Consider the following 25,732-nt stretch of genomic DNA (forward strand, 5'->3'; position numbering starts at 1 on the left):
CCGTTCTCCGCCCAATACAGATGGCACGCGCTGCAGCTACCTTCGCATGCGAAAGGCAGACGCAGCAATTCCCTGATTTGACGCATGGATAATGGTTGCCAGCATGAGATCGCGATGATGTTCGGCGCTTCGCGCGCAACGGTCTGGGACTACCTGGACCGTGCCCGGCGTGCGCAACTGGACTTCGGGAAAGGTGTTGCCATCGGTCGGCAGTCGCCGCGCGCTGCCAACAAAAACGCCACCCGCAGGTGGCGTTGCTCGTGCCCGGGGCAGTATGGATCAGTCCTGCCCGGATTCGGCCGTGCGACGCGCGCGCACCCTCAGCGTGGCCCGGTAGATCGGCCGGGCGGGCTGCTTCGGCAGCGTACCATTCGCGATCGCAGCCTCGGTGTGTTCGAGGACCACGGCAACGCCGCGCTTCTGCATGGCGACCACTTTCGGGCGCAGCCTGCTAGATGCGTTCAAAGCCATAGAATCCTCCTTCGTCAGTGGCGGGGCGCGTCACACACCGGAACGACGCACCGAACTCGCCGCGGGCAAACCGCCGCGACATCCTATTATAGAGCGAGTCAAGCTTGCCGTTCTGCGGGGCGTAGAAATACTGGCGCACGGCCGGAAACGCGAGGGCATGGCCCTCGACGGCCACGGCCAGCACTTCCATGAACTGCCAGATCATGTCGGGCTCCGGCAGCGGCCACGCGCGCGGGTCGAACATCGTGTCCCGGTCGGCCCCTGCGCGCAGGAACTTGACGATGCGCGAACCGGGCGCCGGGATGAAGCCGTTGTTCCACGCGACGGCTGTCTCGCGCACGAAATCGGGGTCGTTGCCGGCATACGCCATGACGTCGGCGAAGAATACGAGAAACCGCGTGCCGGCGAAGTCGATACCGACTGCCTCCATCGTCGAATCAATCGGCAACGGTTCGGTCACGACGATGGCGTCGTCCGGCGGGTTCGGAAAAAGGCGCGCGATCAGCGCCGGGGTCACATAGTCGATCATTCTCGGGTCTGGCTGGTTTCTGCCAATTGTATATAGGAGCGCCAGATCCGCGACACGCGGGCGGCAGCCGGCCGGCGCAACAGCGATGCGCTGAAAGGCCCACGACAGCGCGTCTGCGCGCGATCGGCGGTACTGCCTGCTTCACCGCCATGCTGGCCTTCGTCCAGCGCGTGCCGCCCGTCGCGCAGCCACCGGGGACGGCATCTGCGCCGGGATGGGCCGCATGGCTCGCCCGCATCGCGTCAAGCTGGCCTTCCAGCATGCCCGCCTGATGACGCAGATCGCCCAGCTGCGCCTGCAGCGACTGGATCTCGACCTGCGCGCGCTCGCCTTCGCGAACCGCGCGTTGCTGTGCGCTGTCGATGTCGCGCTGCAGACGCGTATTCGCAGTGCGTTCCCGCTCGATCTCCAGCAGCGCGCGCTTCTCCGCGGCCTGCAGGCGCGTCTCGGCCAGCGCCGTGCTGCTGCGCTGTTTGTCGAGTTCGGCGGCGAAATCGGTGCGGGCCTGCGCAAGGGCGGCATCCCGTTCGCGGCCTTCCTGCTGCAGCCGCGCGAGCTCGCCTTCCAGCGCTTCGCGCGTCGCCCCTGCGGCCGCCTGCGCCTGCTCGAGTGCCTGGATGCGAACCTGCGCGGCGAGCAGGGCGCCTGTGCGATGCTCGAGCGCCGTTCCGGTGCGCGCCAGATCCGCCTGCAGGGCGGCGACTGACGCCTCGGCAGCGACTCGGGCGGCTTCAGCTTCATCCCGCAGCGCCGCCAGGGCGTCCTGTGCGGCACCGCTCGCACGTGTCCAGAGGGCGGCCACCCGCTCGCCGGGGGCGCCCCGCAGGTCCTCGGGCAGGTCGGCGTGCTCGATGCGCACGCGGCTTTTTTTCCCGCAGGTCGACCCAGAATTCGGCGAGCACCTCGGTGGGCGTGCCCATGCTGCCGCGGCGCACCAGCTGGTACAGGCGGTTGGCCGTCGGCGTGATGCCGAAGCGGAAGAACAGCAGCGCGCAGACTTCGCGATAGAGCTCGCGCGTCTTTGGATGCGCGACCTTCAGGCGCTCGATCCCGGCGGCCAGGGCGACGTCGGGGGCGACGGCGGGGACCGTTTCGGCGGACAGGGTATGGTGCGTGGAAATTTTCGGGGTGAATTTTTATAAATATTACTACGTAATATGATCAATTTCTGACGATTTTAACGTGATACACGACATTAGGCGTATAATGTCGTGTAGTGTATAATTCAGCATCGTACCCACTCGGGGTTCTACGCCGGAACCCCAGAAAATTCCGTCATTCCACATTGTGAACGTCAATCGGTTTGTTGCCTGACGTGCCGAGCGAGTAACTCAGTCGGTAAATGCCTGCCCGAACTGCCGTGCCCGCTTTACATCGTCGGTATGCAAGTAAATCGACGTGGTCGAAATCGACGCGTGACGCAGGTTATCTCGTACGGCGCTCAGCTCAACCCCTCTGGCGATCGCGTGGGTCGCATGGGTGTGCCGCATCCAGTGCGGAGAGGCCCGATGCAGCTTTTCAGCCAGCACCGGATGGTCGTTCTTGATAATCTGCGCGACGAGCCGAAAAAACCGGCGCATGACTTCCCACAGCCGCAAGGGCTTGATGCCGGCATCGGCGTCGTCAAGGCTGCCAATCAGGGACGTGGTCGGATTCCAGTGAGCACGGCTGACAGGAAGCCCCCGCTCCTGCAGATATCGGTCCAGCGCTGTGCGCGCTAGGGGTGTCAGGGTAACGCGGGCTGGCTTGCCGCCCTTGCCGACCACGTGCAGCCAGTGATCACCGGCTGCGTCGACTTCGATGCTGCGCAGTGTGGCGTCAGCCAGTTCGCTGATCCGCAGTCCCGTTGCGTAGCCGAAATCCAGCATGAACCGCAACCGTTGCGCAGCGGGCGCCTGCCAGCCGTACGACCACTCGAGCCCGTTGGCGATGGTGCGCGTCAGCATCCATTCTCCTTCGGTGAAAGCGTGCGAGGTTTCAAGAGCCATGGCGCGCTTGCTGCCGCGTACCTTGATGCCGGAGAATGGGTTGGCCACGACGTAGCGCTGCTCGACCAGCCAGCGGAACATGGCGCTGAGCACGGCAAGCGCATGCGCAATCGAACGGGCCGAGAGGTTGTCGACAAACGGGCGCCAGTCCGTTGATGTGCGCGGCCGCGGTGGCCCGACCCAGCGTTCTCGCGGTGTAGGTCTGCGCAGAAACGCCCTGTAGTCGGTGGCATCCCGGGTGGTCAGCGAAGACAGCGCCTTGCCGCGAGCAACGATGCCCCAGAGAATCAGCCGTTCGGCTTCCTTGCGGTAGGCCCGCTGCGTGGCCGGGGATTCGTGCAACGCGAGCCATGCCTGGATAGCGTCGTAATCGTTGTCGACGCCGAGGATGCAGGCCGACACCGGTGCGCGGAAGGCGCCGGCGGATCCGTCGATCTCGTGCGGTAGCCGTAGTTGCTCCCAAGGCGTCACGACTGACTGCCGATCCGCGATGATCAGTGCGCGGGCCCGCTCCGTGAGCGCCGGGTACGCGGCAAAGAAGGCCTCGATCCTTCTTGCACTGGCCGGCCCGAGACCCGGAATGACGGTCCACCACTGCCGGCGACGCGGAATCCGTACCGTGAGATCGGCCAGGGTCCGGATGCCGGCCGCGTGCAGGGTGCGGGCAGCGCGATTCGGCAGCCAGTGCGCAATGTCGTCGCCGATCTGCGGAGCTGGCGCAGGCATGATGCGCAGTAGCTCGACAGCCTGCGTGGTGGCGCGCGCATGATGCATACGCTTTTGGGCCGGGCATTCGAACAGCGTGGCCAGATCTGCCCGCTGTCGGTTACGGGCATAAAGTGCCAGTTGCCGGCGGATCTGGCCGATGACGCCGCGGGCTGACTGGCTGTGGCTGAGCCGATCTTGCATGTACCGGTGTGCCGCCTCACGCGAGGATGCGCCCTCGTACCAGGCACGCAGCGCTGCCAGTGCATCAGCATCAGGAAAGTCGGTCGGGATGTCGGCGGCGGACGGGCTCGTGGGGCGCGTTTTCATGTCATCGAGTTTAATATGGAAACAATGCCACAGAGATAATAAAGCTTATCTCTGTAGAATGCGGGAGTTCAATATTTCTGTCGTACCCCATGTCGTGATATCACAAAATTGAAGGATCTGACGTTGCGTGGAGAGGATGGTCGATGATCAACAAGAATAAGCTGCTCAGCGTCTTTTCCGACGCCGAACAGGAAGCCCTGTATGGCCTGCCTGATTTCGACGATGCGCAGCGGCTGGAATACCTGGCATTGACCGAATCCGAACTGGCGCTCGCCAGTAGCCGGCCCTCCATACCCGCGCAGGTCTATTGCATCTTGCAGATTGGCTACTTCAAGTCCAAGCACGCCTTCTTCCGCTTCGATTGGGACGAGGTTGAGGACGATTACGATTTCGTGTTGAGCCGCTATTTCCACGGCGAGCCGTTCGAACGCAAGCCGATCACCCGGCACGAGTACTACGCCCAGCGCGAACAGATCGCTGAACTGTACGGCTATCGACCGTGGGTGGCCGCCTTCCTGCCGCAACTCATGCAGCAGGCCGCGCAGATCGTACGTCGCGACGTGACACCGGGATTCGTCGCCGCCGAGCTCATCGTGTGGCTCAATGAGCACAAGATGATCCGGCCCGGCTACACGACCTTGCAAGAGCTAGTCAGCGAAGCCCTGTCCGTCGAACGTCGGCGGCTGGGCGACCTGCTCACCGGCGTATTGGACGAATTGACCCAAACCGCGCTAGACCAACTTCTGGTGCGCGATGATACTCTGTCGAAACTGGCGGCGCTGAAACAGGATGCCAAGAATTTCGGCTGGCGTCAGATGGTCCGCGAACGCGAAAAGCGCGGCACGCTGCAGCCGTTGCACGAAATCGCCAGGACGCTGCTGCCCCGGCTGGATATCTCGCAGCAGAACGTGCTGTACTACGCAAGCCTGGCGAACTTCTATACCGTCCACGACCTGCGCAACCTGAAGGCGGATCAGGCGCAGCTCTACCTGCTGTGTTACGCCTGGGTGCGCTTCCGACAGCTCACCGACAACCTGGTCGATGCGATGGCCTTCCACATGAAGCAGCTCGAGGAAGAAAGCAGCGCGGGCGCGAAACAGTCACTCATCGCCGAGCAAGTAAAACGCCATCGGGAAACGCCGCAGATCGGCCGCCTGTTGTCGCTCTATGTGGACGACAGCGTAGCCGATCCGACGCCGTTCGGCGAGGTGCGTCAGCGCGCCTATAAAATCATGGCCAAAGATGTGCTACAAAACACGGCGCAACGCATGACGGTCAAGCCGCTGAGTCAACTGGCACTACACTGGTTGGCGGTGGACGGCCTAGCCAAACGTATTCGCCGTCACCTGCGCCCCTTGTACGTCGAGCTCGACTTCGTCGGCACCTCCCCAGACAACCCGTGGCTCGCGGCGCTGGCTTGGGTCAAGGGGGCCTTCGCCAAACAGCAGCGCCTGTCACAACGACCGCTCGCCGAATGTCCCGCGGCCACGCTGCCGAAGCGCCTGCGACCGTACCTGCTGATCTTCGGCGCTGATGGTCAGCCGACCGGTTTGCACGCCGATCGCTACGAATTCTGGTTGTACCGCCAGATCCGGAAGCGCTTCCAGTCGGGAGAGATCTATCTCGACGACAGTCTGCAACATCGTCACTTCTCCGACGAGCTTGTTTCGATGAACGAGAAGGCCGACGCGCTGGCGCAGATGGAGATCCCGTTCCTGCAGCAGCCAATCGATGCCCAACTCGATGCGTTAGCGGCCGAGTTGCATGCACAATGGCTGGCCTTCAACCGAGAGCTGAAACAGGGCAAGCTTACGCACCTGGAATACGACAAGGATACGCAGAAGCTGATTTGGCGCAAACCGAAAACCGAGAACCAGAAGGTGCGTGAGCAGGCATTCTACGAGCAACTGCCATTCTGCGATGTTGCCGACGTGTTCCGCTTCGTCAACGGCCAGTGCCAGTTCCTGTCGGCGCTGACGCCATTGCAGCCGCGCTACGCGAAGAAGGTAGCGGACGCCGATAGCCTGATGGCGGTTATCATCGCTCAGGCAATGAACCATGGCAACCATGTCATGGCGCGCACCAGCGACATTCCGTACCACGTTCTGGATAGCACCTACCAGCAGTATCTGCGTCAGGCGACGCTGCATGCGGCCAACGACTGCATCAGCAACGCCATCGCCGCGCTGCCGATCTTCCCGTACTACTCGTTCGATCTCGATGCGCTGTACAGCGCCGTCGATGGGCAGAAATTCGGCGTCGAGCGACCGACCGTGAAGGCGCGTTACTCGCGCAAATACTTCGGACGAGGCAAAGGCGTCGTCGCCTACACGCTGCTGTGCAATCATGTCCCGTTGAACGGCTACCTAATCGGCGCGCACGAGTACGAGGCGCATCACGTGTTCGACATCTGGTATCGCAACACGTCGGATATAGTGCCGACTGCGATCACCGGCGACATGCACAGCATCAACAAAGCCAACTTCGCTATCCTGTATTGGTTCGGGTTGCGCTTCGAGCCTCGCTTCACAAACCTCGATGACCAGTTGCAGGAATTGTATTGTATCGACGACCCGGCGCTGTACGAGAAATGCCTGATTCAGCCGATCGGACAAATCGATCGGCAGCTCATCACCAGTGAGAAGACAAATATCGATCAGATCGTCGCCACGCTGGGCCTCAAAGAGATCACGCAGGGCTCGCTGATCCGCAAACTATGTACGTACTCGCAGGAAAACCCGACACGTCGCGCGATTTTTGAGTTCGATAAGCTCATTCGTACCATCTACACGTTGCGTTACCTGCGCGACCCGCAGCTCGAGCGAAACGTGCATCGCTCCCAAAACCGCCTCGAGTCTTACCATCAGCTTCGTTCGACCATCGCCCAGGTCGGCGGCAAGAAGGAATTGACCGGCCGCACCGACATCGAAATCGAGATCAGCAACCAGTGCGCCCGGCTGATCGCCAACGTCATCATTTTTTACAACTCGGCGATTCTGTCGCATCTACTGACGAAATGGGAGGCCAGTGGCAACGCCAAGGCGCTGGCGCGGCTTACGCAGATATCACCGGCAGCCTGGCGGCATATCCTTTTGAACGGGCACTACACTTTTCAAAGCGACAACAAAATCGACCTGGACGCGCTCATTGCAGGGCTCGAATTGGAGTGATCGAATTTTCGGCGGTTCTGGCTTGGAATCCCTTATTCCTGTTACGGTGGAATACGATGCCACAACCAGGTAATCCTTTACCCCCAGCCGTGGTCAACACCTGGCGACTGAGCGTCGGCACGTCGCTGTTCGTGATCGATATCCTGGCCGACGGCAGCTGGCGACCGGCGTATATTGCGCCAAAGCGGCTGGGTGGCTGGACGATGGATGTGTTGCCGAACATGCCGCCGACGTTAGTCGATATCGCTCCCTCGGTACGCACCTGGGCGCGACAGTACGGCGCGAATGTAACGAACCGGCGCACGCCGGCGCGCCGGTTTCCCGCGCAAACCGCTTCTTCGAACAGGACGCCAGAATGAACATGCTGAAACGTCGTCTCGATGCGACAGACGAAAAGCTGCAGGAGCTGAAAACAGCCCGCAAAGCGGCAGCTAAGGCGCAGCGCCAGCAGGTCAAGCAAACGCGCGCGGATCGCGAGCGAAAGATCATGCTGGCCGGCGAGGCGTTGCTGCGGCGTGTCGATCGCGGCGAGTGGGATGAAGCCGATTTCCGCGCGATGATGGACGATTATCTGTCGCGGCCCGCCGATCGCGCGCTGTTCGAGCTCGACGATGTATAGCCTTTGATGTTCGACGTCGACGCACCGCACAGCCAGGTCGGCAAATGTTGATTTGATTCACGATGAAGGATGCCCGATGCTGCCAACGCTCCGCATGAACCGGAATTTTGTCGAGGCCTTGCTGGCCGAGCGCGCGCCCTGCTTTGCGATGGGACTCGTGGCCGAGGGCCAGACGCACTATGCTTGCCTGGCACTGCGGCCGGTGGATGACATTCCGAACGACGTAACACGCAGCGGTTTCAACTTTGGCCACTCGATACGCGGCACCGACGACTTCGAGGTCGTACACTTCGGCTTAGAGTTTTACGGCTACCGCATCTTCAATGCGCTGATCAATCCGAGCAACTTCATCGCCAGGACAATCCTGTCGCACATGGTCGACACGAAGGCGTTTTTCTTCTTCGCGGTCAACCCGTCAGGCGGTGTGACGGTGTTCAAGTCCGGCATCGGTGAATGCAGCCTGGACAGCATCGAGTCTAATCTCGAGCGGATACTGCGCTCGAGCACGTCCGATGCTCAGTACGACGCGGCGCTGACAACGTTCAGCGACCATCCAGATCCGGTCGGGCCGATGCTGCACTGGGTTTGCCGGGACTGCGAAGATTGTCTCGACCTGTCCCACAATGTAATCGAACTGGGCCCCGCGTAACGGTCCTGATGGTCCGTGTGACCGAGACCGTCATGTCACTCACCGGACGTCGCTCCAACATTCTTCGGCTGGAATAAGCCGATTAATGTTCACAATGTGGAACGACGGAATTTTCTGGGGTTCCGGCGTAGATCCCCATCCTTTTGATGCGGAATCTGGCGCTTTCATCCCGCCGCGTCCGTGAGGCCCAGACGCATCCGATAGTCCCCGAGCAACTGCTGCTCGTCGAACTGCGCTGTGAGCTTCGTCAGATCGGCGGTCAGCGATTCACGTGCTTCGCGCAGCCGCGTCAGTTCAGTCGCCTCAGTCCTCGCGGTGTTAGCAGCGCATCGTGCTCGGCCTTGGTGCGTGCGTGGTCGGCGAGCGACTGGTTCAACGTATTCTGTAACTACTTGCTGTGCGCTTGCAGCTCGCGTAGATGCCTTGTCGCGACGCCGGCTTCGGCGACGAGCCGCGCGCTTTCTCTGTTCAACTGGGTTATTTCATTTTGCTTGACGATCAGCGTTTGGTTCACCTGGCGCAGTTCAGCCTGCAGTTACTGAACCCCCAGCATCCTTGGCAGCGCGGGTCGAATGAAAATGCGAACGGGCTATCGAGACATCCCCAACGGCACCTACATTTCGGTGTACCAATTGGCTACTCAATACCGTGGCGAGGCGGCTGGATGGGCGACCGAGGAAAACCCTGAACCACGGAACGCCCGCCGAACGATTTCAGCAAACTGTTGCATCCACCGGTTGAATCCGCACGAGCAAGCGGTCATTCAAATGACAGTAATGTAGATCGTGTCGTCGACATTGCAATCAAGCGCTCTTTTTTCAACGTTGGCTGCACCGGCCCGTCGTCTGCTCACGTGCTTAATAGCATCATCAGCAAGGCGGTCGACACCGGTACGAACTTCCCAAATTAGATGATCTGCAGTTACGTCCGGTCCAGAAAACACGTCACGTCGTTGCGCACCGCCTTGCCTTAATCGCGCGACAACCTTCCCGCGTCGCCACACGCCATCTCACGCTGCGCAAGATCACGCTTCCCCTCCCGCAACCCGAGGTGAGCGCTTCCGTCTCACCTCGAATAGATCGCGACGCCACTCCTTATATAGCTCGAGACGTAACGCGCAGCGCGCTCGACCTCTCTGACTGGCGTCCGAGGATCCGCCTCATGGCGGACACGAGGTCGCCTGCCGCATCGGCCGGCAAGGACGTCGCCCGATAGGCGACGTGGAAATCCGGCCGCACCAGGATGGCGCCGGTGTCGATGATCTCGGAAATTCTCGCGAAGTCGCCGTAATGATCCTCGTAGGCCTGGCCAGGCCCAATGATGCGCACCGTCACTGCCACCCCGAGTTGCCGGCTCACGGCCGCCGCGGCATCCTGCCAGGCTGCGCCGCCAATCCCGGTAAAGAGAGTGAAGTTGCCCTTCCCGCAGAGATCCTTTGTTGAGATACGGTGTCCATCACCACTCGCATAGACCCAGACATGCGGCATGGGCGCTCCAGGCCGCGTCGACGCCTGGTGATAGAGCTCGACGTCGCGGAAGACTTCGTCCGGCGAATTGTCTGCCACGATCGCGGGACTGTCGTAACGCTGATTCATTTCGACGCCGTGGGCGTTGTAAACGTAATTGGTCCCGGCGATGGCCTCGCGTAACCGCGTGCGCTGCGCTTGCGCCTCGGGCCCAGGTTCCTTGCGGCGAGCCATGTTGCTCTTCATCTCGTCGGCGCTCTTGGCCTGCGGCAACCCCAGAGCCATCGCGATCGGCGGGAAATCCTCAAGCGACTTGTTCGCCCTGCAGACCACCTGCTTCGCGATCGGCGCCCGCTCGATCGTGTAGGTGTCCAGCAGGCTCTCGTCGGCCGTGCCGTTCAGCACCATGGCGATCTTCCAGGCGAGATTGAAGCTGTCCTGGATGGAGGTGTTTGAGCCGAGTCCGTTGGTCGGCGGATGCCGGTGGACCGCGTCGCCGGCGCAGAAGACCCGTCCTTGCTGCAACCGGGTCGCGTACATGTCGTTGACCGTCCAGGTCGAGATGCCCTCAATTTTCAGCGGCACGCTGTCATCGCCGATCAGATTGTGGACGATGCGGCGGGCGAAGGATTCCGAGATCTCCGGCGGGCCCTGCTCGACGTCGTACCCCCAGATCGCCAGCCATTTGTTCCACGGCCGGACCATGCGCACCACGCCGATGCCGAGACCGCCGATATCGGAGCCGGGCTGGATGACCCAGTAAAGGACCGATGGACGATGCGCGACGTAGCGGTCGAGATCAGCCTCGAACAGCAAGTTGATGGAACCGGACTTGCCCATGGTACCTTCGAGCGGCAGGTCCAGGTCTGACACGACGCGGCTGTTGGCGCCGTCGGCGCCGATCAGATATTTCGACCGGACGGTAAACTCTTCGCCATTCAGACGATCGCGCAAGCGCGACGACACGCCGTCAGCATCCTGTTCGTGTCCAAGATACTCTGTGTCGAAGCGCACCTTGCAGCCGTCGAGTGCGGCCGACTTGACGAGAATCGGCTCGAGATAGTTCTGTGGCAGGTCGCACATGGAGGTCGGCGAACATTCGTCGTAATCGGCGCGCCGGCGAACATCCGTCCCCCAGGTGCGAATCCGACCGAACTCCTCGCCGGCCAACGAGGCGCAGATGGTGTTCTCGCCCATTAGGTCATTCGGCGCGGCGTAGAGGCGGGCTTCAGCTTCGAGACCGAGATCACGCAGGATCTCCATTGTGCGTTGGTTGGTGATGTGGGCACGCGGCGTCGGAGCCGTCCAGTTGTACTTGTTAATGAGCATCGTCCTGACACCGTATCGCGCAAGCAGTGCCCCCGCCGAAGCGCCCGCCGGCCCGGTGCCAACGACCAGCACGTCGGTTTCGATCGTCAATGCCATGTCTTCCTCCGTCAATTGTTATGTCTCTCTCTTTGTGAGAAGAAACAGGGATTGTTCATCTCGCGTTCGGCCAAGTCGATTTTTTAAACTTCACCGTCTTTAACGCGCGATGAATAGTAAGGCTGAAGAGCCTTTGTTGCGCGCAAAGTAAAAATGAGCCACTTCGCGCAAAGAAAATCCGAGCCACCTCCAGTACAGTCGGCCTTTTTCGCGCGAAGGCTGGCGATGCTCCACAAGGAACAGTGGATGCAAATTCATGTGCTTCGCTTTAGCTTGAAGACCCGATGTCGACTTTGGAACGGGCTCTTCACCGCTACCGTACTAAACGCGGAGTGCAGGTCACATTATTTGAAATCCGGTCTTCGCCCACGAAACGCATTGACTAACAATGTTTCCAATGCGTCCGATTCCAGCGGACGCGGATTCGGATATTGGTCCCTTAGCGCGAGGTCGCGTACCCTCGGAATATCTTCAGGCCGCATACCGATTTCGGCGAGACTGAGTGGTGCTCCAGCATTTCTGGCGAGATCATATAGCGCGCTCGGGACGTCACTACTGCCGGCGACTTCCTGAAGCAGTCGCTCAGCTGGCGCGGCGTACGGCAGATTGTATGCCAGTGCGTGTGGTAGTACGATTGCATGTGTCTCCGCGTGGGGAAGATTAAGGGTTCCCCCAAGCGTGTGGCAGAGTTTGTGATGTAGCCCCATGCCCAAGTGGCACAGTGCAGTGCCACACATCCATGCCCCAAAAAGGGCATCCGTACGCGCTTCGGCGTCAGTCGGCTTTGCCACCAGGCGCGGGATTGCATCGAACAAGGCGCATATGCCCTGCTTACACATGGTCTCGAGAACGGGATTGAGGTCGGCCGAGTACAGACCTTCTGCGGCGTGAGCGATCGCATTCAAGGCGCTCGTCACCGAGATAGCAAGCGGCAAATCGACCGTGAGCAATGGATCATAAATCACGGTCTTCGGTAGCACCTTGGGGTCGCGGCCGGTCCTCTTCATTCCGCCTTCCGTGACACCCCAAATGGTAGTCATTTCACTACCGGCATAGGTCGTTGGTATAACCAGACTTGGGACGTCAAGGTTCATCGAAAGGATTTTTGCGAGTCCGGTGGTCGATCCTCCCCCGATCGCGATGATTGAGTCGGCGTCAGTATCGTTAAAAGCCCGCTCGGCTTTCTGGATGACGTCGACGGGAACATGCATCGTCGCGCCATCGAAATATCCAGCTACCCTGTCACCTATCGGACGGACGATATCCTTCGCTAACTCGCGTTGTTCCGGGCTGCTTAATACCAAGGGCCGGCGTGCGCCAAGGCGTCCTATTTCATCTGGCAATGCAGAAGCAGTGCCCGCCCCGAAGACGACCCTCGGGCTCAGGTAGTCAAGCGTGAACTTCTTCATGAAGGGTCCTTCAACATTGCAAGCAGTTCGAGCGTCCGAGCATTGGCCACAGTTGTCGCCGCCTGATCGAAATTTGGGCTGGATGACCGTGCAAATGAATGCCCCACTGGATACCAGTGCAGACTCAGATTTTTGTTTCGACCGAAATGCTCTTCGAGAATGCTACGGGCCTCTTCTGTGACATAGTGATCTTTGGTACCCATGTGGAACATCGCCGGTCGTGTAATAGCTGGCACCAGTGAGACCTTTTTTTCAAGTCCCACGCCGTAATAGCCGATTGAGCAATCGGCCAATGATCGCGCCGCCACATCAAACGCCAGCGCACCTCCCAGGCAGTACCCGACTACAGCGACACGACCGTTCGAGAAAGGGAGCGCACGAGCGTATTCAATGGCGCATGAAAGGTCATTGACTCCTGCCTCCATGTCAAAGTCGCGAAACAACGCAAGCGCCTGTTCCCGTTCCGATGGTACGTTTGCATCAAGCTCGATATTCGGCGCCTGTCTCCAGTACAGATCCGGACACACGCAACCAAAGCCCGCACCAACGAGCCATTCCACGGTTTCTCTTATGAAAGGCGTGATCCCGAAAATCTCCTGCGCGATCACGACGATGGGTGCGGAGTCCGTCGTCGGCTTTCCGAGGTAGGCACCAAAGCGACCACCCGAGCGCGACGTGATCTCAACGCCGTCTGATAACATATTTAGTCTCCAGTTACACATGCGCAGTTGCATTCGAGGCGATCCACAGCCGCGGCCTGCGCTGCGCGTTTTGCCTAGCTGACGCGTGCGTATTGGCGCACCTTGTCCTCGTCAAGCGTCATGCCGTGACCTACGCCAGTGGGAACCTGCAGTTCGTAATCCCGGATCTCGAGTGGCTCGTGGCTCAGCGTGTCTGCCAACACGAAGGGACCGATCAGTTCGCAACCGAACGGAAGCGATGGAACCGTAGAATAGAGCTGAAGTGCAACCGATGTGCCGATCGTCGAGTCAAGCATTGTTCCGCCATACGATGCAATCCCGCTTGCTTCCGCGACCGCTGCTATCTTTTGCGTCGCCGAGACCCCTCCCATGTTGCAAAGCTTCAGCGAAAAGACATCCACACTTCGGTCGCGCGCGAGATCGAATGCCGAGGCCAACGTACTCAGGCTCTCATCGGCCATGATGGCCACGCGGTTGTTGTCGGAGAGCCGCCTCAACGCTTGCGTATTTTCGCGGCCGACCGGCTGTTCGATGAGTTCCACGCCAAGCGCCTCCAGTTCAGGAATGTAGACGGACGCCACTTGCTCGTCCCAAGCCTGATTCACGTCAACGCGAAGGTAGGCCTTCGATCCGAGACTATTTGACAAAGCCTCCATATGGATGAGATCGTCTTGGGGCGACCGGAAGCCAAGCTTGACTTTGAAGCGATTGTGTCGTCGTCTTTCAATCATCTCGACGGCAGAATCGAGATCGCGTTTCGTATCTCCGCTCGCCAATGTCCAGGCAATCGGAATCGCACTGCGCAACGGCCCGCCAAGTAACTCGGCGATCGATACGCCTAACGCTCGAGCTTTGAGATCCAGTAACGCCATCTCGACCGCAGCCTTTGCAGAGGCGTTTCCGGTGACGGCACGCGCCATGGTTTGCAGTGCACCTGAAACGTTGAACGCATCAGTTCCGAGGAGGTGGGGCGCGAGATACCGTTCCACGATGATCTTGATCGTCTCCGCACACTCTGCGCTCCAGACGGGACCACCAACGCTTCCACCCTCGCCGACACCAACGAGCCCCTCCGAATACACCCGGACGATAACGTAGCTCTGCTGGTGCACGGTAGTGATCGACATCTGGATCGGCCGCTTGGTCGGCACATCCACGATCACTGCTTCAATCGCGTCAATCTTCACGGGTTTGCCCCCGCCTGCGCACGCGCGGGCTCGATAACGAAGTTGATGTTCATCAGGCGGACACCCTCTTCCACAATATCGGGAGTAATCAGACTAGACTGGACGCCGTTGCAACAGTCGTCCGTGATCCAATCTCCACCTTCGAAGTAGTACTGCGTGGTCAACGTTTCATATCCCGGCGCCTTCACCTTGAAATGTACATGAGCGGGACGCCACGAGTGACCACCCATGGTTTCGAGCAATGCGCCCGTGGGACCCTGATCCGGGATCTGATACGGCACCGGCATCGTTGTGCGCACGCGGAAGCTGCCATCGGTGCCCACCCTGAGCTTCCCTCGATAAAAATCAGTCGGGATGTCGTCATGGAAACCGCTGTACTTCCCATCGGGCGTCGAATGCCAGACATCAATCGTCACGTCCTCGACAACGCTCCCGTCGACCGCTTTGACCGTTCCCTGGATAAGCAAAGGCTTGTGGTCGTCCGTGTCGTAAGTCTTGAGCCGGTCATCGACCAGAGGGGCGTCGTCGCGATAGTAGGGTCCCTCGATAGCAGGCGTTGAACCTTCGCTAATACGAGCCTTCGTCGCAGCCACGGTGCTATTGAAAAAAACATCGCAAAGAAGAGCGGTTTCACGCTGTTCGGCTACTTGCATGAGGTAATGAACCGCAGTTCGGTATTCCGCCTCAGTAACCTCCTTCTGGTCGAGCACCCGCTGTACCGCCGCGACGATCGCATCGACAACATCCTTGACTCTTTTGTTCACTTTGCCTCCGTCATGAAAACATGAACACGTGGGCGACAATTGCCCCGCACAGTCATAATAGAGACGGCAATCCCATACCGTCCAATACCTTTTCTCCGCCTAGACCATACGGTTTCGGTATGTCTTTCCCTAGTTGCGAGACCGCAGGTGCTTGCTCACAATCGCCTTGTAACAGGCAGCGCAACGGGACGGAACATGGAAATAAGACAGTTGAAATACTTCGTCGCGGTCGCGGAGGCGGGAGGTTTCGGAACAGCGGCACAGAGGATGCACATATCGCAGCCACCGCTTACTCGTCAGATCCAGGCCTTGGAACGCGATATTGGGGCAAAGCTTTTCGAGCGGACGGCACGGGGCGTCGAACTCACCGCCGCCGGAAAGGTGTTTCTTGATGACGCGCGTCAGTTGCTCGCGCTTGTGCAGCGGTCTTCGCGGCGATCGCAAGCTGCCGCTAGAGGCGAATCGGGTGAGCTGAAGCTCGTCTACTTTGGGACTCCTGTCTTTGAGACGGTTCCGGCGTTCGTCAGAACGTTCCTCGCAACGTATCCCGACGCCACCGTCGCCGTGTCTCACATGACCAAGGAAGCTCAGCTCGAGTCTCTTCTTTCAGGGGTGGTGGACATCGGATTCGGGCGCTTCTATCCGGTGACCGAAGGCGTGTCGAGTTGGAACATTGGGACGGAGACGCTTCACGTCGCCGCTGCCGATCCGTGGGACACACGCGTTTCCCGTGCCCGTGCAGTTGTAGACCTACTCGATGTGCCCCTCATTCTTTATCCACGCGGCGACCGACCAAGTTTCGCCGACAAGGTAGTTTCCATATTTAGAACGGAAGGAGTGGAGCCAAAAATCGCAGCCGAGGTCGAAGATGTCAACGCGGCCCTCGGGCTCGTCGCGGCCGGCGCCGGCGTCACGCTGGTCCCGGCCTCGGTGGCCGCGATTCGGCGGCCCTTCGTCCGGACGATGGAGATGGCCGATGCGAGCGCCAAGGTGCCGGTCAGCCTGACTTACCTGACCGACTCTCGCGTACCCGTGCTTCGCGCATTTCTCGATGTCGCAAGACGCGGGAAAGGACAGAAATAGCGCGGCTGGCTACGTGTACGATTTCGTGTTCGAACGCGAACTCCGTCAAGCAACTCGACCATCCATCGCCGCCGTCAGGCGCCAGCGCGAAGACGACTACCATCGAGATAGATCACCCGCCGCGTGGCGCCCGCAACGGGCCTCCTCGAAGGCGAATGCAACCCCGCTCCCCTCAGCACGGCACATGGCCACCCAAGATCGAACCCAGGCGGCACGCAAGAAGACATCGGGCCCGGCCGCGGCCAAACCCGCCAGCGAATCGACGCTGTACGTGCAATCGGTCGAGAAGGCGATGAAGGTGCTGATGGCCTTCGACGGCTCCAAGCGCCAGCTTTCGCTGTCCGAGATCTGCACGCTCACGCAGCTCGACCTGAGCGCCGGGCAGCGCTTCACTTTCACGCTCACGGCGCTCGGCTACCTCAACAAGGAATCGGAAAGCCGCAAGTACGAGCTCTCGCCGCGGCTGCTCGACTTCACCTACCATTACCTGGCGTCGAGCGACGTGGTGAACCGCGCCACGCCCTTTCTGCAGCAGCTCAGCCAGATGACGGAGGAGGTCTGCAACCTCACCGTGCTCGACGGGCCGGACATCCTCATCGATCAGCGCGGCGACGGCACCGCGATCGTCACCATCGACCGCCCGCAGCGGCGCAATGCCTGCGACTTCGACGCCTGGACCGACCTGAAGGCCGCCTTCGAGCGCTTCGCGCAGGACCGCTCGGTCCGGCTCGTGGTGCTCACCGGCAGCGGCGGCCACTTCTGCGCCGGCGACGACATCGTCGCCTTCGCGGCGGCCAAGGCCGATCCCGCGCACGCCGAGGTCTACCGCCAGCGCATCCAGGAGGCCTATGCCGCGGTACAGAGCGCCCCGCTGCCGGTGATCGCGGCCATCAGCGGCGTCTGTGCCGGCGGCGGCTGCAGCCTGGCCATGTGCTGCGACTTCCGCGTGGCCGACGCGACGGCGCGCGTCGGCGTGCCGGTCGCGAAGCTGGGCCTGGTCTATCCGACCATCCAGCTGCAGCGCCTGGCCTGGCTGATCGGCGCTTCCAACGCGCGGCGCTGGCTCTACAGCGGCCAGATGTTCGGCATCGACGAGATCGGCCGCACCGGCTTCGCCGACGCGGTGGCCGAGGGCGATGTCGTCGAGGCGGCCTTGCGCTTCGGCGCACCGATGACCGCCGCCGCGCCCTTGTCGATCGCCGGTTCGAAGGCGCAGTTGAATGCGGTGCTCGCCGGCCAGGTCGCGCAACGGCGGGCCGAGCTCGACGCCATGGTGGCGCGGGCCGACGACAGCGAGGACTTCCGCGAAGCACGCGCGGCCTTCGCAGAGAAGCGCACGCCGCATTTCAAGGGCCGCTGAATCGCAGGCCCCGCCCGGGCCTCGCTGCTAGGCGACGTGCCGCCGAGGCGCCGACACGGCGAAGGCCGTGCTGCGCACCAGGTCGGCGAAGCGCTGCTCGTCGCGCGCCGGTTCCCAGCGTGCACGCGACACCGCGACGTTGATCGCGCCGATGCCGCGCCCGCGCGCATCGGTGATCGGCGCGGCCGTGGAGATGTCGGAGAGAAAGTACTCGTCCTCGGTGCGCACGAAGCCGCGCGCGTGCGCGACGGCCACGCGCTCCTTGATCTTGCGGCGGTCGACGATGGTCCTGGGCGTGTGCCTGACCAGCGTGCTGGCGTCGAGCAGCGCATCGACTTCGGCCTCGGGCAGCGTCGACAGCAGCGCCAGCCCCGGCGCGGTGCAGTAGGCCGGCAGGCGGGTACCGACGATCACGTTGGGATGCAGCACGTTGCGGCTCACGATGCGCTGCACGAAGACGATGTCCGGCCCGTCGAGCACGGTGAGGTTGCAGACCTCCTCCGTCATCTGGCTGAGCTGCTGCAGAAAGGGCGTGGCGCGGTTCACCACGTCGCTCGACGCCAGGTAATGGTAGGTGAAGTCGAGCAGCCGCGGCGAGAGCTCGTACTTGCGGCTTTCCGATTCCTTGTTGAGGTAGCCGAGCGCCGTGAGCGTGAAAGTGAAGCGCTGCCCGGCGCTCAGGTCGAGCTGCGTGAGCGTGCAGATCTCGGACAGCGAAAGCTGGCGCTTGGAGCCGTCGAAGGCCATCAGCACCTTCATCGCCTTCTCGACCGATTGCACGTACAGCGTCGATTCGCTGGCGGGTTTGGCCGCGGCCGGGCCCGATGTCTTCTTGCGTGCCGCCTGGGTTCGATCTTGGGTGGCCATGTGCCGTGCTGAGGGGAGCGGGGTTGCATTCGCCTTCGAGGAGGCCCGTTGCGGGCGCCACGCGGCGGGTGATCTATCTCGATGGTAGTCGTCTTCGCGCTGGCGCCTGACGGCGGCGATGGATGGTCGAGTTGCTTGACGGAGTTCGCGTTCGAACACGAAATCGTACACGTAGCCAGCCGCGCTATTTCTGTCCTTTCCCGCGTCTTGCGACATCGAGAAATGCGCGAAGCACGGGTACGCGAGAGTCGGTCAGGTAAGTCAGGCTGACCGGCACCTTGGCGCTCGCATCGGCCATCTCCATCGTCCGGACGAAGGGCCGCCGAATCGCGGCCACCGAGGCCGGGACCAGCGTGACGCCGGCGCCGGCCGCGACGAGCCCGAGGGCCGCGTTGACATCTTCGACAATCGCCGTCACGCGCGGCTCGACCCCGGCCCGGCGCATCAAGGCGATCACTTCGTCAGCGAAACTCGGCCTCCCCTCCTTGGGGAAAAGAACGAGGGACTCGCTCTTGAGCCGCAGCAGCGTCGGATCCTGTCTCAGCTGGCGCGCAATGCTCGAACCCGCTGCGATATACAGCCGTTCGTAGTGCAGGTGCTCCACCGTGATTCCAGGCTCCTGGGGGTAGAAGCGGCCGACACCGAGATGGATGGTGCCGGCACGCAGGGCCTCGATCTGCCGCACCTTGGGCATCAGGGCCAGAGACAGCGTCGCCCCCGGGACCGCCTGCGTGAACGCATGGAGCAATGCCGGGACGGTCTGGTAGATCGCCGTGCCGAGGTAGCCGATATCGAGTTGGCCGATCTCGCCCCGGCTGGCGGCGCGGGACCGGTCCACGGAAGTCCGACCCAGTTCGAGCATGCGCCGTGCATCTTCGAGAAACGCGGCCCCGGCGGGCGTGAGCTGCACGCCGCGCGCGCTGCGCTCGAACAACAACACGCCCAGATGCTGTTCGAGCGCGTGAATCTGTCGCGTGACCGGGGGCTGGGAAATATGCAGCCGCCGCGCGGCGGCACCGACGTTGCCCTCCTCCGCGGCAGCAACGAAATAGCGAAGCTGTCGAAACTCCATTCTTCACTCCTGGTGGCTGGCTCCGGCTGCCGGAGAGCCATACCGATCCCGTATCGCTCGCGCTGATGGAAGGTATTAGACCATATGGCCCGGCATTTCTAGACTACCGCCATGATAAAACTCGGCTGCTCTCTCGTCTGCTGGAACATCTTCAGGCGCGCTGAGCCGTCTTTTTGAAACAGTCTCTTAGAAAAGGAGCAAAAAAGTGAGCGTCGTCGCAAATCCCCTTCATCCTCTTTTCGCCGCAGGGGTCGAAGACATCGACCTTCGAGAGGCCTTGGGTTCGACCGAGGTCCGAGAGATCGAACGGCTAATGGACGAGAAGTCGGTGCTGGTGTTCCGGGGGCAGCCCCTGAGTCAGGATCAGCAGATCGCCTTCGCGCGCAATTTCGGGCCACTCGAAGGCGGTTTCATCAAGGTCAATCAAAGACCTTCGAGATTCAAGTACGCGGAGTTGGCGGACATCTCGAACGTCAGTCTCGACGGCAAGGTCGCGCAACGCGATGCGCGCGAGGTGGTCGGGAACTTCGCGAACCAGCTCTGGCACAGCGACAGCTCCTTTCAGCAACCTGCTGCCCGCTACTCGATGCTCTCCGCGGTGGTGGTTCCGCCGTCGGGCGGCGACACCGAGTTCTGCGACATGCGTGCGGCATACGACGCGCTGCCTCGGGACCTCCAATCCGAGTTGGAAGGGCTGCGTGCCGAGCACTACGCACTGAACTCCCGCTTCCTGCTCGGCGACACCGACTATTCGGAAGCGCAACGCAATGCCATGCCGCCGGTCAACTGGCCGCTGGTTCGAACCCACGCCGGCTCCGGGCGCAAGTTTCTCTTCATCGGCGCGCACGCGAGCCACGTCGAAGGCCTTCCGGTGGCCGAAGGCCGGATGCTGCTTGCGGAGCTTCTCGAGCACGCGACACAGCGGGAATTCGTGTACCGGCATCGCTGGAACGTGGGAGATCTGGTGATGTGGGACAACCGCTGCGTTCTTCACCGCGGACGCAGGTACGACATCTCGGCCAGGCGTGAGCTGCGCCGGGCGACCACCCTGGACGATGCCGTCGTCTAGCGCACGCCATGGCGCACGCCCTTTTCGCGAAGGCCCCACAAGATGTACGCAACCCTGATCAGCGGCAGCCGTAGCCTGGACGGCGACACCTTGGCGCAGCGCGTCCTTCGAGCGGCGGGCGGCCTGGCGGCATGGGGATTGAGGCCCGGTGATGTCGTCGCCATCCTCATGCGCAATGACTTTCCGGTGCTCGAAATGACGCTGGCCGCGAACCGCGCCGGCATCGTTGCGGTGCCTTTGAACTGGCATGCGAACCGGGACGAGATCGCCTTCATCCTCGAGGACTGCAAAGCGCGTGTGCTCGTCGCGCACACCGATCTGCTCAAGGGCGTTGCATCCGCGGTGCCCGAGGCCTGCAAGGTGCTGGAAGCCGCGTCGCCGCCCGAGATCCGGCAGGCCTATCGGCTGTCCGATGCGTCGTGCACGGCGAACCCGGGCACGGTCGACTATGAAGGCTGGCTCCAGGCATCGGAGCCTTCGACGGCCTTGCCGGTCGCGGCGCCGGCCAGTCTGCTCTATACCTCCGGCACGACGGGCCGCCCGAAGGGCGTGCAGCGCGCCAACGGCACGCCCGAGCTCGCGGCGAAGTTCGGCCTGAGGGTTCGTCTGGCGCACGGGCAAGAGATTCGGCCGATCCGGGCCGTGCTGACGGGGCCGCTCTACCACTCGGCACCCTATGTCTATGCGCTCAACAGCTTGCGCTTCGGCGAAGTCCTGGTGCTTCAGCCGCGCTTCGACGCGGATGATCTTCTCGACCTGGTCGAGCGCCATCGCCTGAGCCACATGCATGTGGTGCCCACGATGTTCAGCCGGCTGCTCGACCTCCCGCCGGCGCGCAGAGCCGCTTTCGATACGTCGACGCTGAGCGCCGTGACGCATGGGGCGGCCATGTGCCCGCGCGATGTCAAGCAGGCCATGATCGACTGGTGGGGCCCGGTCATCATCGAGTACTACGCCGGCACCGAGATCGGCGTGATCGCGACCTGCACGTCCGAGGAATGGCTGTCGCACCCAGGCACCGTCGGCAAGGCGCCCGAGGGCGTCCGCATCGCCATCGTCGATGACGAAGGACATCCGGTGCCCATCGGCGACAAGGGCGAGATCCTCGTTCACGCCGACGTTGCCGATCTGGTGACCTACCACAATCGGCCCGAGGCATTGACGGAGCTTCGACGCGGCGAGTGGATCACGCTCGGCGACGTCGGGCATCTGGATGCGGACGGCTTCCTGTGGATCAGCGATCGCAAGAAGGACATGGTGATCTCCGGCGGCGTGAACATACTTCCGGCGGAACTCGAAGAGGAAGCGATGAAGTTGCCGGAGGTGCGCGATTGCGTCGCTTTCGGCATCGCCGACCGGGACCTCGGCGAAGTCCTGGTCCTCGTGGTCGAGCCGCACGCCGGCGCGCGCGTCGACCTCGAAACGATGCGGGCCACGCTCAAGAACAGACTGGGAGGCCTGCGTTGCCCCAGGTTCTTGCTGAGCATGCCGGTGCTGCCGCGCGAAGACAGCGGCAAGATTGCGCGCCGCAAGCTCAAGCAGCAGTACATCGACAGCATCGCGCCATCGTCGGCGGCAGCGTAGGCCGGATGGCGGCATCCGACATCGTCATCGGCGGCTATGCCGAAACACCCGTTGTCTTCGGGTCGGGTCGAAGTGCCTACGACCTGGCGGCGGACGTCCTGGACGAGCTCGCACGCAAGTACGGCATCGCGCCCGCCGATATCGACGGGCTGGCGGTCACGGCCGCGCTGAGCGAGGGCAGCAATCCCTTCCATGCGGCCTTCATGTCGGACGCGCTGGGACTGGCGCTCGACTGGCTGGCGACCGGCACCACGGGCGGCTGCGCGATGTTGTCCGCCGTGGCCGCAACGGCTTCGGCGCTGCGCGACGGGCACTGCAAGGTGGCGCTCGTGCTGGGCGCCGACGCTCCCAGCACCCACTTTGCCGCCGAGTTCCGCGGCTACCACGACGAGTTCATCGCGCCGACCGGCATGACGCGCCCGCCCGGCTTCTTTGCGCTGCTGCACAACGCCTATGAACAGCGCTACGGTGCGCTCGATGCCGCGCTGGGGAAGATCGTGCTCACACAGCGCGGGCACGCGTTGGAGAACGAGCGCGCATGCGAAAAGCTGCGAAGACCGCTTGCCCTCGACGACTACCTGAAGTCGCGCAAGGTCTCCGATCCGCTGCGCCTGCTCGACAGCGTGATGTTCTGCGACGGCGCGAACGGCGTCCTGATGATGCGGGCCGAGACGGCGTCCGCGATGGGATTGTCCAAATGCGCGCGGCTGGCCGGCTACGCCGAACGCACGAACCACGATGTGCAGGAACAGCCGCCCGACCTGCTCGCGTCGGGCTTCGTCCAGGCCGGTCCGCGCGCGCTGCGCCAGGCCGGCCTGACCGTGCAGGAGATCGACATGCTGCAGCTGTACGACGACTTCACCATCGCCGTCCTGATGCAGCTGGAGCACATGGGGTTTTGCGGCCGGGGCGAGGGCGCCGCCTTCATCGAGAAGACCGATCTAAGATTCAGCGGCGGCTTGCCGCTGAACACGGGCGGGGGCCAACTCTCCGCGGGTCAACCAGGCTTGGCTGCCGGCGGACTGGGCCTGGTGGAGGCGGTGCGCCAGCTCTTCGGCGAAGGCGGCGCAACCCAGGTCGAAGATCCGCGCAATGCGCTGGTCACGGGCATCGGCGGCCTCGCCTATGGCCGGGCCTGGATGATGAGCAGCGCGCTCGTGCTGGACCGATGAGCGGTCTTCGAACTTCGACTGTGGCCATCGGCCACTACATGGACACCGCGGCGTTCTGGGCGGCCACGCGCGAGCGCCGGCTGCTGGTCCAGTTCTGCACGCAAACAGGACGGTGGCAGGCCTATCCGCGGCCTGGCAGCGTCTACACCGGGCGCCGTCGTCTGGCGTGGCGCGAGGTCAGCGGCGACGGGGTGTTGGCAAGCTGGACCGTCGATCGCATGAACACCCCTGCGGCGGCCGACGCCCCCCGCATGCACGCATGGATCGACCTGGTCGAAGGCGCGCGAATCCTCAGCTGGCTGGTCGACTGCGATCCCGCGCGATTGCGCGTGGGCCTGGCCGTTCGGGTCGCCTGGATCTCGCTCCCCGACGGATGGCAGTGGCCCGCCTTCACCATCGCCGCGCATTCAGGCGGGCCCAACGGAAAGGCACCCTAGCCTTGCAACACGCCTGGGGCCTTGATTTCTGGCGCACTCCGTTCCGCCATCGCCAGCCGCTGAAGCCAACGGCGTGCGGCGAGCGGCGCGTGATCCACCGCGATATCCATCATTCCGCCGCTGCTGGACGGCTCGATCCTGCGAATGACTTCCACGCCGTCGAGTGCCCAGTTTCTCTGCTGGTTCTCCATGAGCACCTTGTCTTCCATCACGGTCTTGCGGAACTGCTCGAACATGCCGACGGTCAGCGCCTCGTTGTCCGGCAGGAAGTCGCGATAGAGCGCGGAGAACTTGAAATGCGTGGTCGATGTGGAGGGGGTACAGGGCCCCGGCACCCGAAGCCGCTTGATCTGCGTCGGGTCGTTGTTGCCGACCGGTTCGACCTCGATCTCCAGCAGCATGTTGGCGCCGGGCCAGAAGCTGATGCGTTGGCTGTTCTTGACGAAGTCCCATCCGAACAGGTTCTTGAACGAGGGTCCGGTGGACGCCTTGTCCCAGTTGCGTGTCACCTGGACCTTGGCTTCGCTGACGTCGACGGTCGGGCGCGTGAGCGCCACTTCGGGCGTGCCGACGGTCTCTGGATGGGCGTAGGTCACATGCGACAGGTCCAGCACGTTCTCGATGTTGAACAAAAAGGGCGCCTCGACGAGCAGGGCTTCGGCGGGCCGCCCGACGTAGCGTCCGGAGCTGCAGATCTCCGCGTAGTCGGGCACCAGCGTTTCGTTTGCGAGCGCCGGATCGCCCGGCCAGATCCAGACGAATCCGTCGCGCTCGACCACCGGATAGGAGCGCACGCAGGCGCTCGGTGGGACGCGAGACTGACCGGGAATGCTCGTGCACGAACCGTCGCCGGCAAAGGTCAACCCGTGATAGCCGCACTGGACTTCGTCGCCGATCAGGCGCCCCAGGGAAAGCGAGACGCGACGGTGGCTGCAACGATCGGCCAGCGCGGCGACACTGCCGTCATTGCGACGGAAGAAGACGACGGGCTGTTCCAGCAGGGTTCTCGCCAGCAGCTGCCGCCCCACCTCGTGCTTCATCGCCCCGACGTACCAGAAATTCTTGGGATACATGGTCTAGTTCTCCTTCGTTTGCGGACCGTGCGCTGAGCGTAGGGCGAGCACCTTCCAGTGGCATCATGAATGTGATGACGAAGCGCGAAGAAACCCTTGATTCATCGCCCAAGCCGGTCAAGTCGGCATTCCGGGCGATCGAGATCCTCGAGTACTTCGCCGCGAGGCAGAAGGGCGCCACCATCACCGAGATTGCGGCGGCGCTGGACTATCCCCAATCCAGCACCTCGATGCTGGTTGGCAGCCTGGAGACGATGGGCTACCTCACGTTCTCCGAGAAAGACCACCTCTTCCGTCCCACGCTGCGCGTCATGCTGCTGGGCGCCTGGCAGCACGAGGCGTTCTTCGCGAAGAACAGTTTCGTGACCGACATGAAGGCCCTCGCGATGCGCACGAAGGCCGGCGTCATGGTCGGACTGCGCCAAGGCATTCACGTGCGCTTCATCCTGTCGCTGTTGCCGAGCTTGAAGACCAACGCGCTGTGGTTTCCGCCAGGCGTCCTGCGTCCAGTCTGCAGGTCGGCGGCCGGCAAGGTCTTGCTGGCGAACGAACGCGACGAGGACATCGAACGGATCGCCTCTGCCGCGAACGCGGAGGCGGCT

Annotated in this window: 21 protein-coding genes and 4 pseudogenes; 13 read left to right on the top strand and 12 right to left on the bottom strand. The window is 62.3% G+C overall.

The features are described from left to right. Window positions 1–279: 279 nt before the first annotated feature. From PWP93_RS15910 to PWP93_RS15925, 4 genes and pseudogenes are all read right to left on the bottom strand, one after another. On the bottom strand, window positions 280–471 hold the full coding sequence (locus PWP93_RS15910) for a hypothetical protein (RefSeq protein WP_421028812.1): 192 nt from the start codon (window positions 469–471) through the stop codon (window positions 280–282). After that, window positions 452–1,000, bottom strand: coding sequence for a hypothetical protein (locus PWP93_RS15915; RefSeq protein WP_421042782.1), 549 nt, complete (start codon window positions 998–1,000; stop codon window positions 452–454). The genes PWP93_RS15910 and PWP93_RS15915 overlap by 20 nt, the downstream gene beginning before the upstream one ends. Window positions 1,001–1,217: 217 nt before the next feature. Further along, window positions 1,218–2,103 (bottom strand): annotated as a pseudogene (locus tag PWP93_RS15920) (DNA-binding protein); the annotation flags it as partial. Window positions 2,104–2,331: 228 nt separating this feature from the next. Continuing rightward, window positions 2,332–4,023: a site-specific integrase gene (locus tag PWP93_RS15925; protein ID WP_007180429.1), complete on the bottom strand. Its 1,692-nt coding sequence runs from the start codon at window positions 4,021–4,023 to the stop codon at window positions 2,332–2,334. 143 nt (window positions 4,024–4,166) lie between these two features. Between PWP93_RS15925 and PWP93_RS15930 the strand changes: the two genes are divergently transcribed. The 5 genes and pseudogenes from PWP93_RS15930 to PWP93_RS15950 all read left to right on the top strand — a co-directional run. Then, the gene (locus tag PWP93_RS15930; protein ID WP_007181927.1) at window positions 4,167–7,193 is read left to right on the top strand and encodes a Tn3 family transposase; all 3,027 of its coding nucleotides are present in this window, start codon (window positions 4,167–4,169) and stop codon (window positions 7,191–7,193) included. After that, window positions 7,190–7,552, top strand: a complete 363-nt coding sequence (locus PWP93_RS15935; RefSeq protein ID WP_156903410.1) for a hypothetical protein — start codon at window positions 7,190–7,192, stop codon at window positions 7,550–7,552. Before PWP93_RS15930 ends, PWP93_RS15935 begins: the two co-directional genes overlap by 4 nt. Then, window positions 7,549–7,812, top strand: a complete 264-nt coding sequence (locus PWP93_RS15940; protein WP_007180432.1) for a hypothetical protein — start codon at window positions 7,549–7,551, stop codon at window positions 7,810–7,812. Before PWP93_RS15935 ends, PWP93_RS15940 begins: the two co-directional genes overlap by 4 nt. A 76-nt stretch (window positions 7,813–7,888) precedes the next feature. Beyond that, on the top strand, window positions 7,889–8,461 hold the full coding sequence (locus PWP93_RS15945) for a hypothetical protein (protein WP_007180433.1): 573 nt from the start codon (window positions 7,889–7,891) through the stop codon (window positions 8,459–8,461). A gap of 541 nt (window positions 8,462–9,002) precedes the next feature. Continuing rightward, window positions 9,003–9,202 (top strand): annotated as a pseudogene (locus PWP93_RS15950) (IS30 family transposase); the annotation flags it as partial. 353 nt (window positions 9,203–9,555) lie between these two features. Here PWP93_RS15950 and tfdB read toward each other — a convergent pair. The 5 genes from tfdB to PWP93_RS15975 all read right to left on the bottom strand — a co-directional run bounded on the left by tfdB (window position 9,556) and on the right by PWP93_RS15975 (window position 15,413). Continuing rightward, window positions 9,556–11,352, bottom strand: coding sequence for a 2,4-dichlorophenol 6-monooxygenase (tfdB, locus tag PWP93_RS15955; protein WP_011178382.1), 1,797 nt, complete (start codon window positions 11,350–11,352; stop codon window positions 9,556–9,558). Window positions 11,353–11,696: 344 nt separating this feature from the next. Beyond that, entirely contained in the window at window positions 11,697–12,761 is a 1,065-nt protein-coding gene (locus PWP93_RS15960) for a maleylacetate reductase (protein WP_011178383.1), read from the bottom strand. Next, on the bottom strand, window positions 12,758–13,495 hold the full coding sequence (locus PWP93_RS15965; RefSeq protein ID WP_223995859.1) for a dienelactone hydrolase family protein: 738 nt from the start codon (window positions 13,493–13,495) through the stop codon (window positions 12,758–12,760). The genes PWP93_RS15960 and PWP93_RS15965 overlap by 4 nt, the downstream gene beginning before the upstream one ends. Window positions 13,496–13,536: 41 nt before the next feature. Beyond that, the gene (tfdD, locus tag PWP93_RS15970) at window positions 13,537–14,649 is read right to left on the bottom strand and encodes a chloromuconate cycloisomerase (RefSeq protein WP_011178385.1); all 1,113 of its coding nucleotides are present in this window, start codon (window positions 14,647–14,649) and stop codon (window positions 13,537–13,539) included. Further along, window positions 14,646–15,413 (bottom strand): chlorocatechol 1,2-dioxygenase, encoded by a 768-nt coding sequence (locus tag PWP93_RS15975; protein ID WP_011178386.1) that lies wholly within the window; start codon window positions 15,411–15,413, stop codon window positions 14,646–14,648. The genes tfdD and PWP93_RS15975 overlap by 4 nt, the downstream gene beginning before the upstream one ends. Before the next feature lie 210 nt (window positions 15,414–15,623). Between PWP93_RS15975 and PWP93_RS15980 the strand changes: the two genes are divergently transcribed. The 3 genes and pseudogenes from PWP93_RS15980 (at window position 15,624) to PWP93_RS15990 (ending at window position 17,856) form a co-directional block, all read left to right on the top strand. Continuing rightward, window positions 15,624–16,496, top strand: a complete 873-nt coding sequence (locus tag PWP93_RS15980) for a LysR family transcriptional regulator (protein WP_232355764.1) — start codon at window positions 15,624–15,626, stop codon at window positions 16,494–16,496. Then, window positions 16,465–17,091: pseudogene (locus tag PWP93_RS15985) on the top strand (helix-turn-helix domain-containing protein); the annotation flags it as partial. The gene PWP93_RS15980 and the pseudogene PWP93_RS15985, both read left to right, overlap by 32 nt. Continuing rightward, the gene (locus PWP93_RS15990; protein WP_227978825.1) at window positions 17,068–17,856 is read left to right on the top strand and encodes an enoyl-CoA hydratase/isomerase family protein; all 789 of its coding nucleotides are present in this window, start codon (window positions 17,068–17,070) and stop codon (window positions 17,854–17,856) included. The pseudogene PWP93_RS15985 and the gene PWP93_RS15990, both read left to right, overlap by 24 nt. 27 nt (window positions 17,857–17,883) lie before the next feature. On the opposite strand, the gene PWP93_RS15995 is transcribed toward PWP93_RS15990, so the two are convergent. Both PWP93_RS15995 and PWP93_RS16000 read right to left on the bottom strand, forming a co-directional pair. Continuing rightward, window positions 17,884–18,723 (bottom strand): IclR family transcriptional regulator, encoded by an 840-nt coding sequence (locus PWP93_RS15995; protein WP_011178397.1) that lies wholly within the window; start codon window positions 18,721–18,723, stop codon window positions 17,884–17,886. A 184-nt stretch (window positions 18,724–18,907) separates the two neighbouring features. Further along, window positions 18,908–19,795: a LysR substrate-binding domain-containing protein gene (locus PWP93_RS16000; protein WP_011178398.1), complete on the bottom strand. Its 888-nt coding sequence runs from the start codon at window positions 19,793–19,795 to the stop codon at window positions 18,908–18,910. Between the two features lie 205 nt (window positions 19,796–20,000). Between PWP93_RS16000 and tfdA the strand changes: the two genes are divergently transcribed. From tfdA to PWP93_RS16020, 4 genes are read left to right on the top strand one after another with little or no spacing between them, the layout of a single operon-like run. Continuing rightward, a complete protein-coding gene (gene tfdA, locus PWP93_RS16005) occupies window positions 20,001–20,864 on the top strand; it encodes an alpha-ketoglutarate-dependent 2,4-dichlorophenoxyacetate dioxygenase (RefSeq protein WP_011178399.1) in 864 nt (287 codons plus the stop codon). A 42-nt stretch (window positions 20,865–20,906) separates the two neighbouring features. Then, a complete protein-coding gene (locus PWP93_RS16010) occupies window positions 20,907–22,448 on the top strand; it encodes an acyl-CoA synthetase (RefSeq protein WP_011178400.1) in 1,542 nt (513 codons plus the stop codon). A 5-nt stretch (window positions 22,449–22,453) separates the two neighbouring features. Further along, complete coding sequence (locus tag PWP93_RS16015) at window positions 22,454–23,620, top strand: thiolase family protein (protein WP_011178401.1); 1,167 nt, start codon at window positions 22,454–22,456, stop codon at window positions 23,618–23,620. A gap of 20 nt (window positions 23,621–23,640) precedes the next feature. Further along, window positions 23,641–24,057, top strand: coding sequence for a Zn-ribbon domain-containing OB-fold protein (locus tag PWP93_RS16020; RefSeq protein WP_049796618.1), 417 nt, complete (start codon window positions 23,641–23,643; stop codon window positions 24,055–24,057). Here PWP93_RS16020 and PWP93_RS16025 read toward each other — a convergent pair. Beyond that, on the bottom strand, window positions 24,054–25,130 hold the full coding sequence (locus PWP93_RS16025) for an aromatic ring-hydroxylating dioxygenase subunit alpha (RefSeq protein WP_011178402.1): 1,077 nt from the start codon (window positions 25,128–25,130) through the stop codon (window positions 24,054–24,056). The genes PWP93_RS16020 and PWP93_RS16025 overlap by 4 nt on opposite strands. Window positions 25,131–25,204: 74 nt before the next feature. Here PWP93_RS16025 and PWP93_RS16030 point away from each other — a divergent pair. After that, window positions 25,205–25,387: pseudogene (locus PWP93_RS16030) on the top strand (helix-turn-helix domain-containing protein); the annotation flags it as partial. Between the last annotated feature and the right edge of the window lie 345 nt (window positions 25,388–25,732).

Source organism: Paraburkholderia sp. A1RI-2L (genome assembly GCF_048957375.1).
GTDB lineage: Bacteria > Pseudomonadota > Gammaproteobacteria > Burkholderiales > Burkholderiaceae > Paraburkholderia.

Coding starts and splice junctions, on each gene's coding strand:
- PWP93_RS15910 (WP_421028812.1), bottom strand. CDS start 471: ATGGCTTTGAACGCATCTAGCAGGCTGCGCCCGAAAGTGGTCGCCATG.
- PWP93_RS15915 (WP_421042782.1), bottom strand. CDS start 1,000: ATGATCGACTATGTGACCCCGGCGCTGATCGCGCGCCTTTTTCCGAAC.
- PWP93_RS15925 (WP_007180429.1), bottom strand. CDS start 4,023: ATGAAAACGCGCCCCACGAGCCCGTCCGCCGCCGACATCCCGACCGAC.
- PWP93_RS15930 (WP_007181927.1), top strand. CDS start 4,167: ATGATCAACAAGAATAAGCTGCTCAGCGTCTTTTCCGACGCCGAACAG.
- PWP93_RS15940 (WP_007180432.1), top strand. CDS start 7,549: ATGAACATGCTGAAACGTCGTCTCGATGCGACAGACGAAAAGCTGCAG.
- PWP93_RS15945 (WP_007180433.1), top strand. CDS start 7,889: ATGCTGCCAACGCTCCGCATGAACCGGAATTTTGTCGAGGCCTTGCTG.
- tfdB (WP_011178382.1), bottom strand. CDS start 11,352: ATGGCATTGACGATCGAAACCGACGTGCTGGTCGTTGGCACCGGGCCG.
- PWP93_RS15960 (WP_011178383.1), bottom strand. CDS start 12,761: ATGAAGAAGTTCACGCTTGACTACCTGAGCCCGAGGGTCGTCTTCGGG.
- PWP93_RS15965 (WP_223995859.1), bottom strand. CDS start 13,495: ATGCAACTGCGCATGTGTAACTGGAGACTAAATATGTTATCAGACGGC.
- PWP93_RS15995 (WP_011178397.1), bottom strand. CDS start 18,723: ATGGCCACCCAAGATCGAACCCAGGCGGCACGCAAGAAGACATCGGGC.
- PWP93_RS16000 (WP_011178398.1), bottom strand. CDS start 19,795: ATGGAGTTTCGACAGCTTCGCTATTTCGTTGCTGCCGCGGAGGAGGGC.
- PWP93_RS16010 (WP_011178400.1), top strand. CDS start 20,907: ATGTACGCAACCCTGATCAGCGGCAGCCGTAGCCTGGACGGCGACACC.
- PWP93_RS16015 (WP_011178401.1), top strand. CDS start 22,454: ATGGCGGCATCCGACATCGTCATCGGCGGCTATGCCGAAACACCCGTT.
- PWP93_RS16025 (WP_011178402.1), bottom strand. CDS start 25,130: ATGTATCCCAAGAATTTCTGGTACGTCGGGGCGATGAAGCACGAGGTG.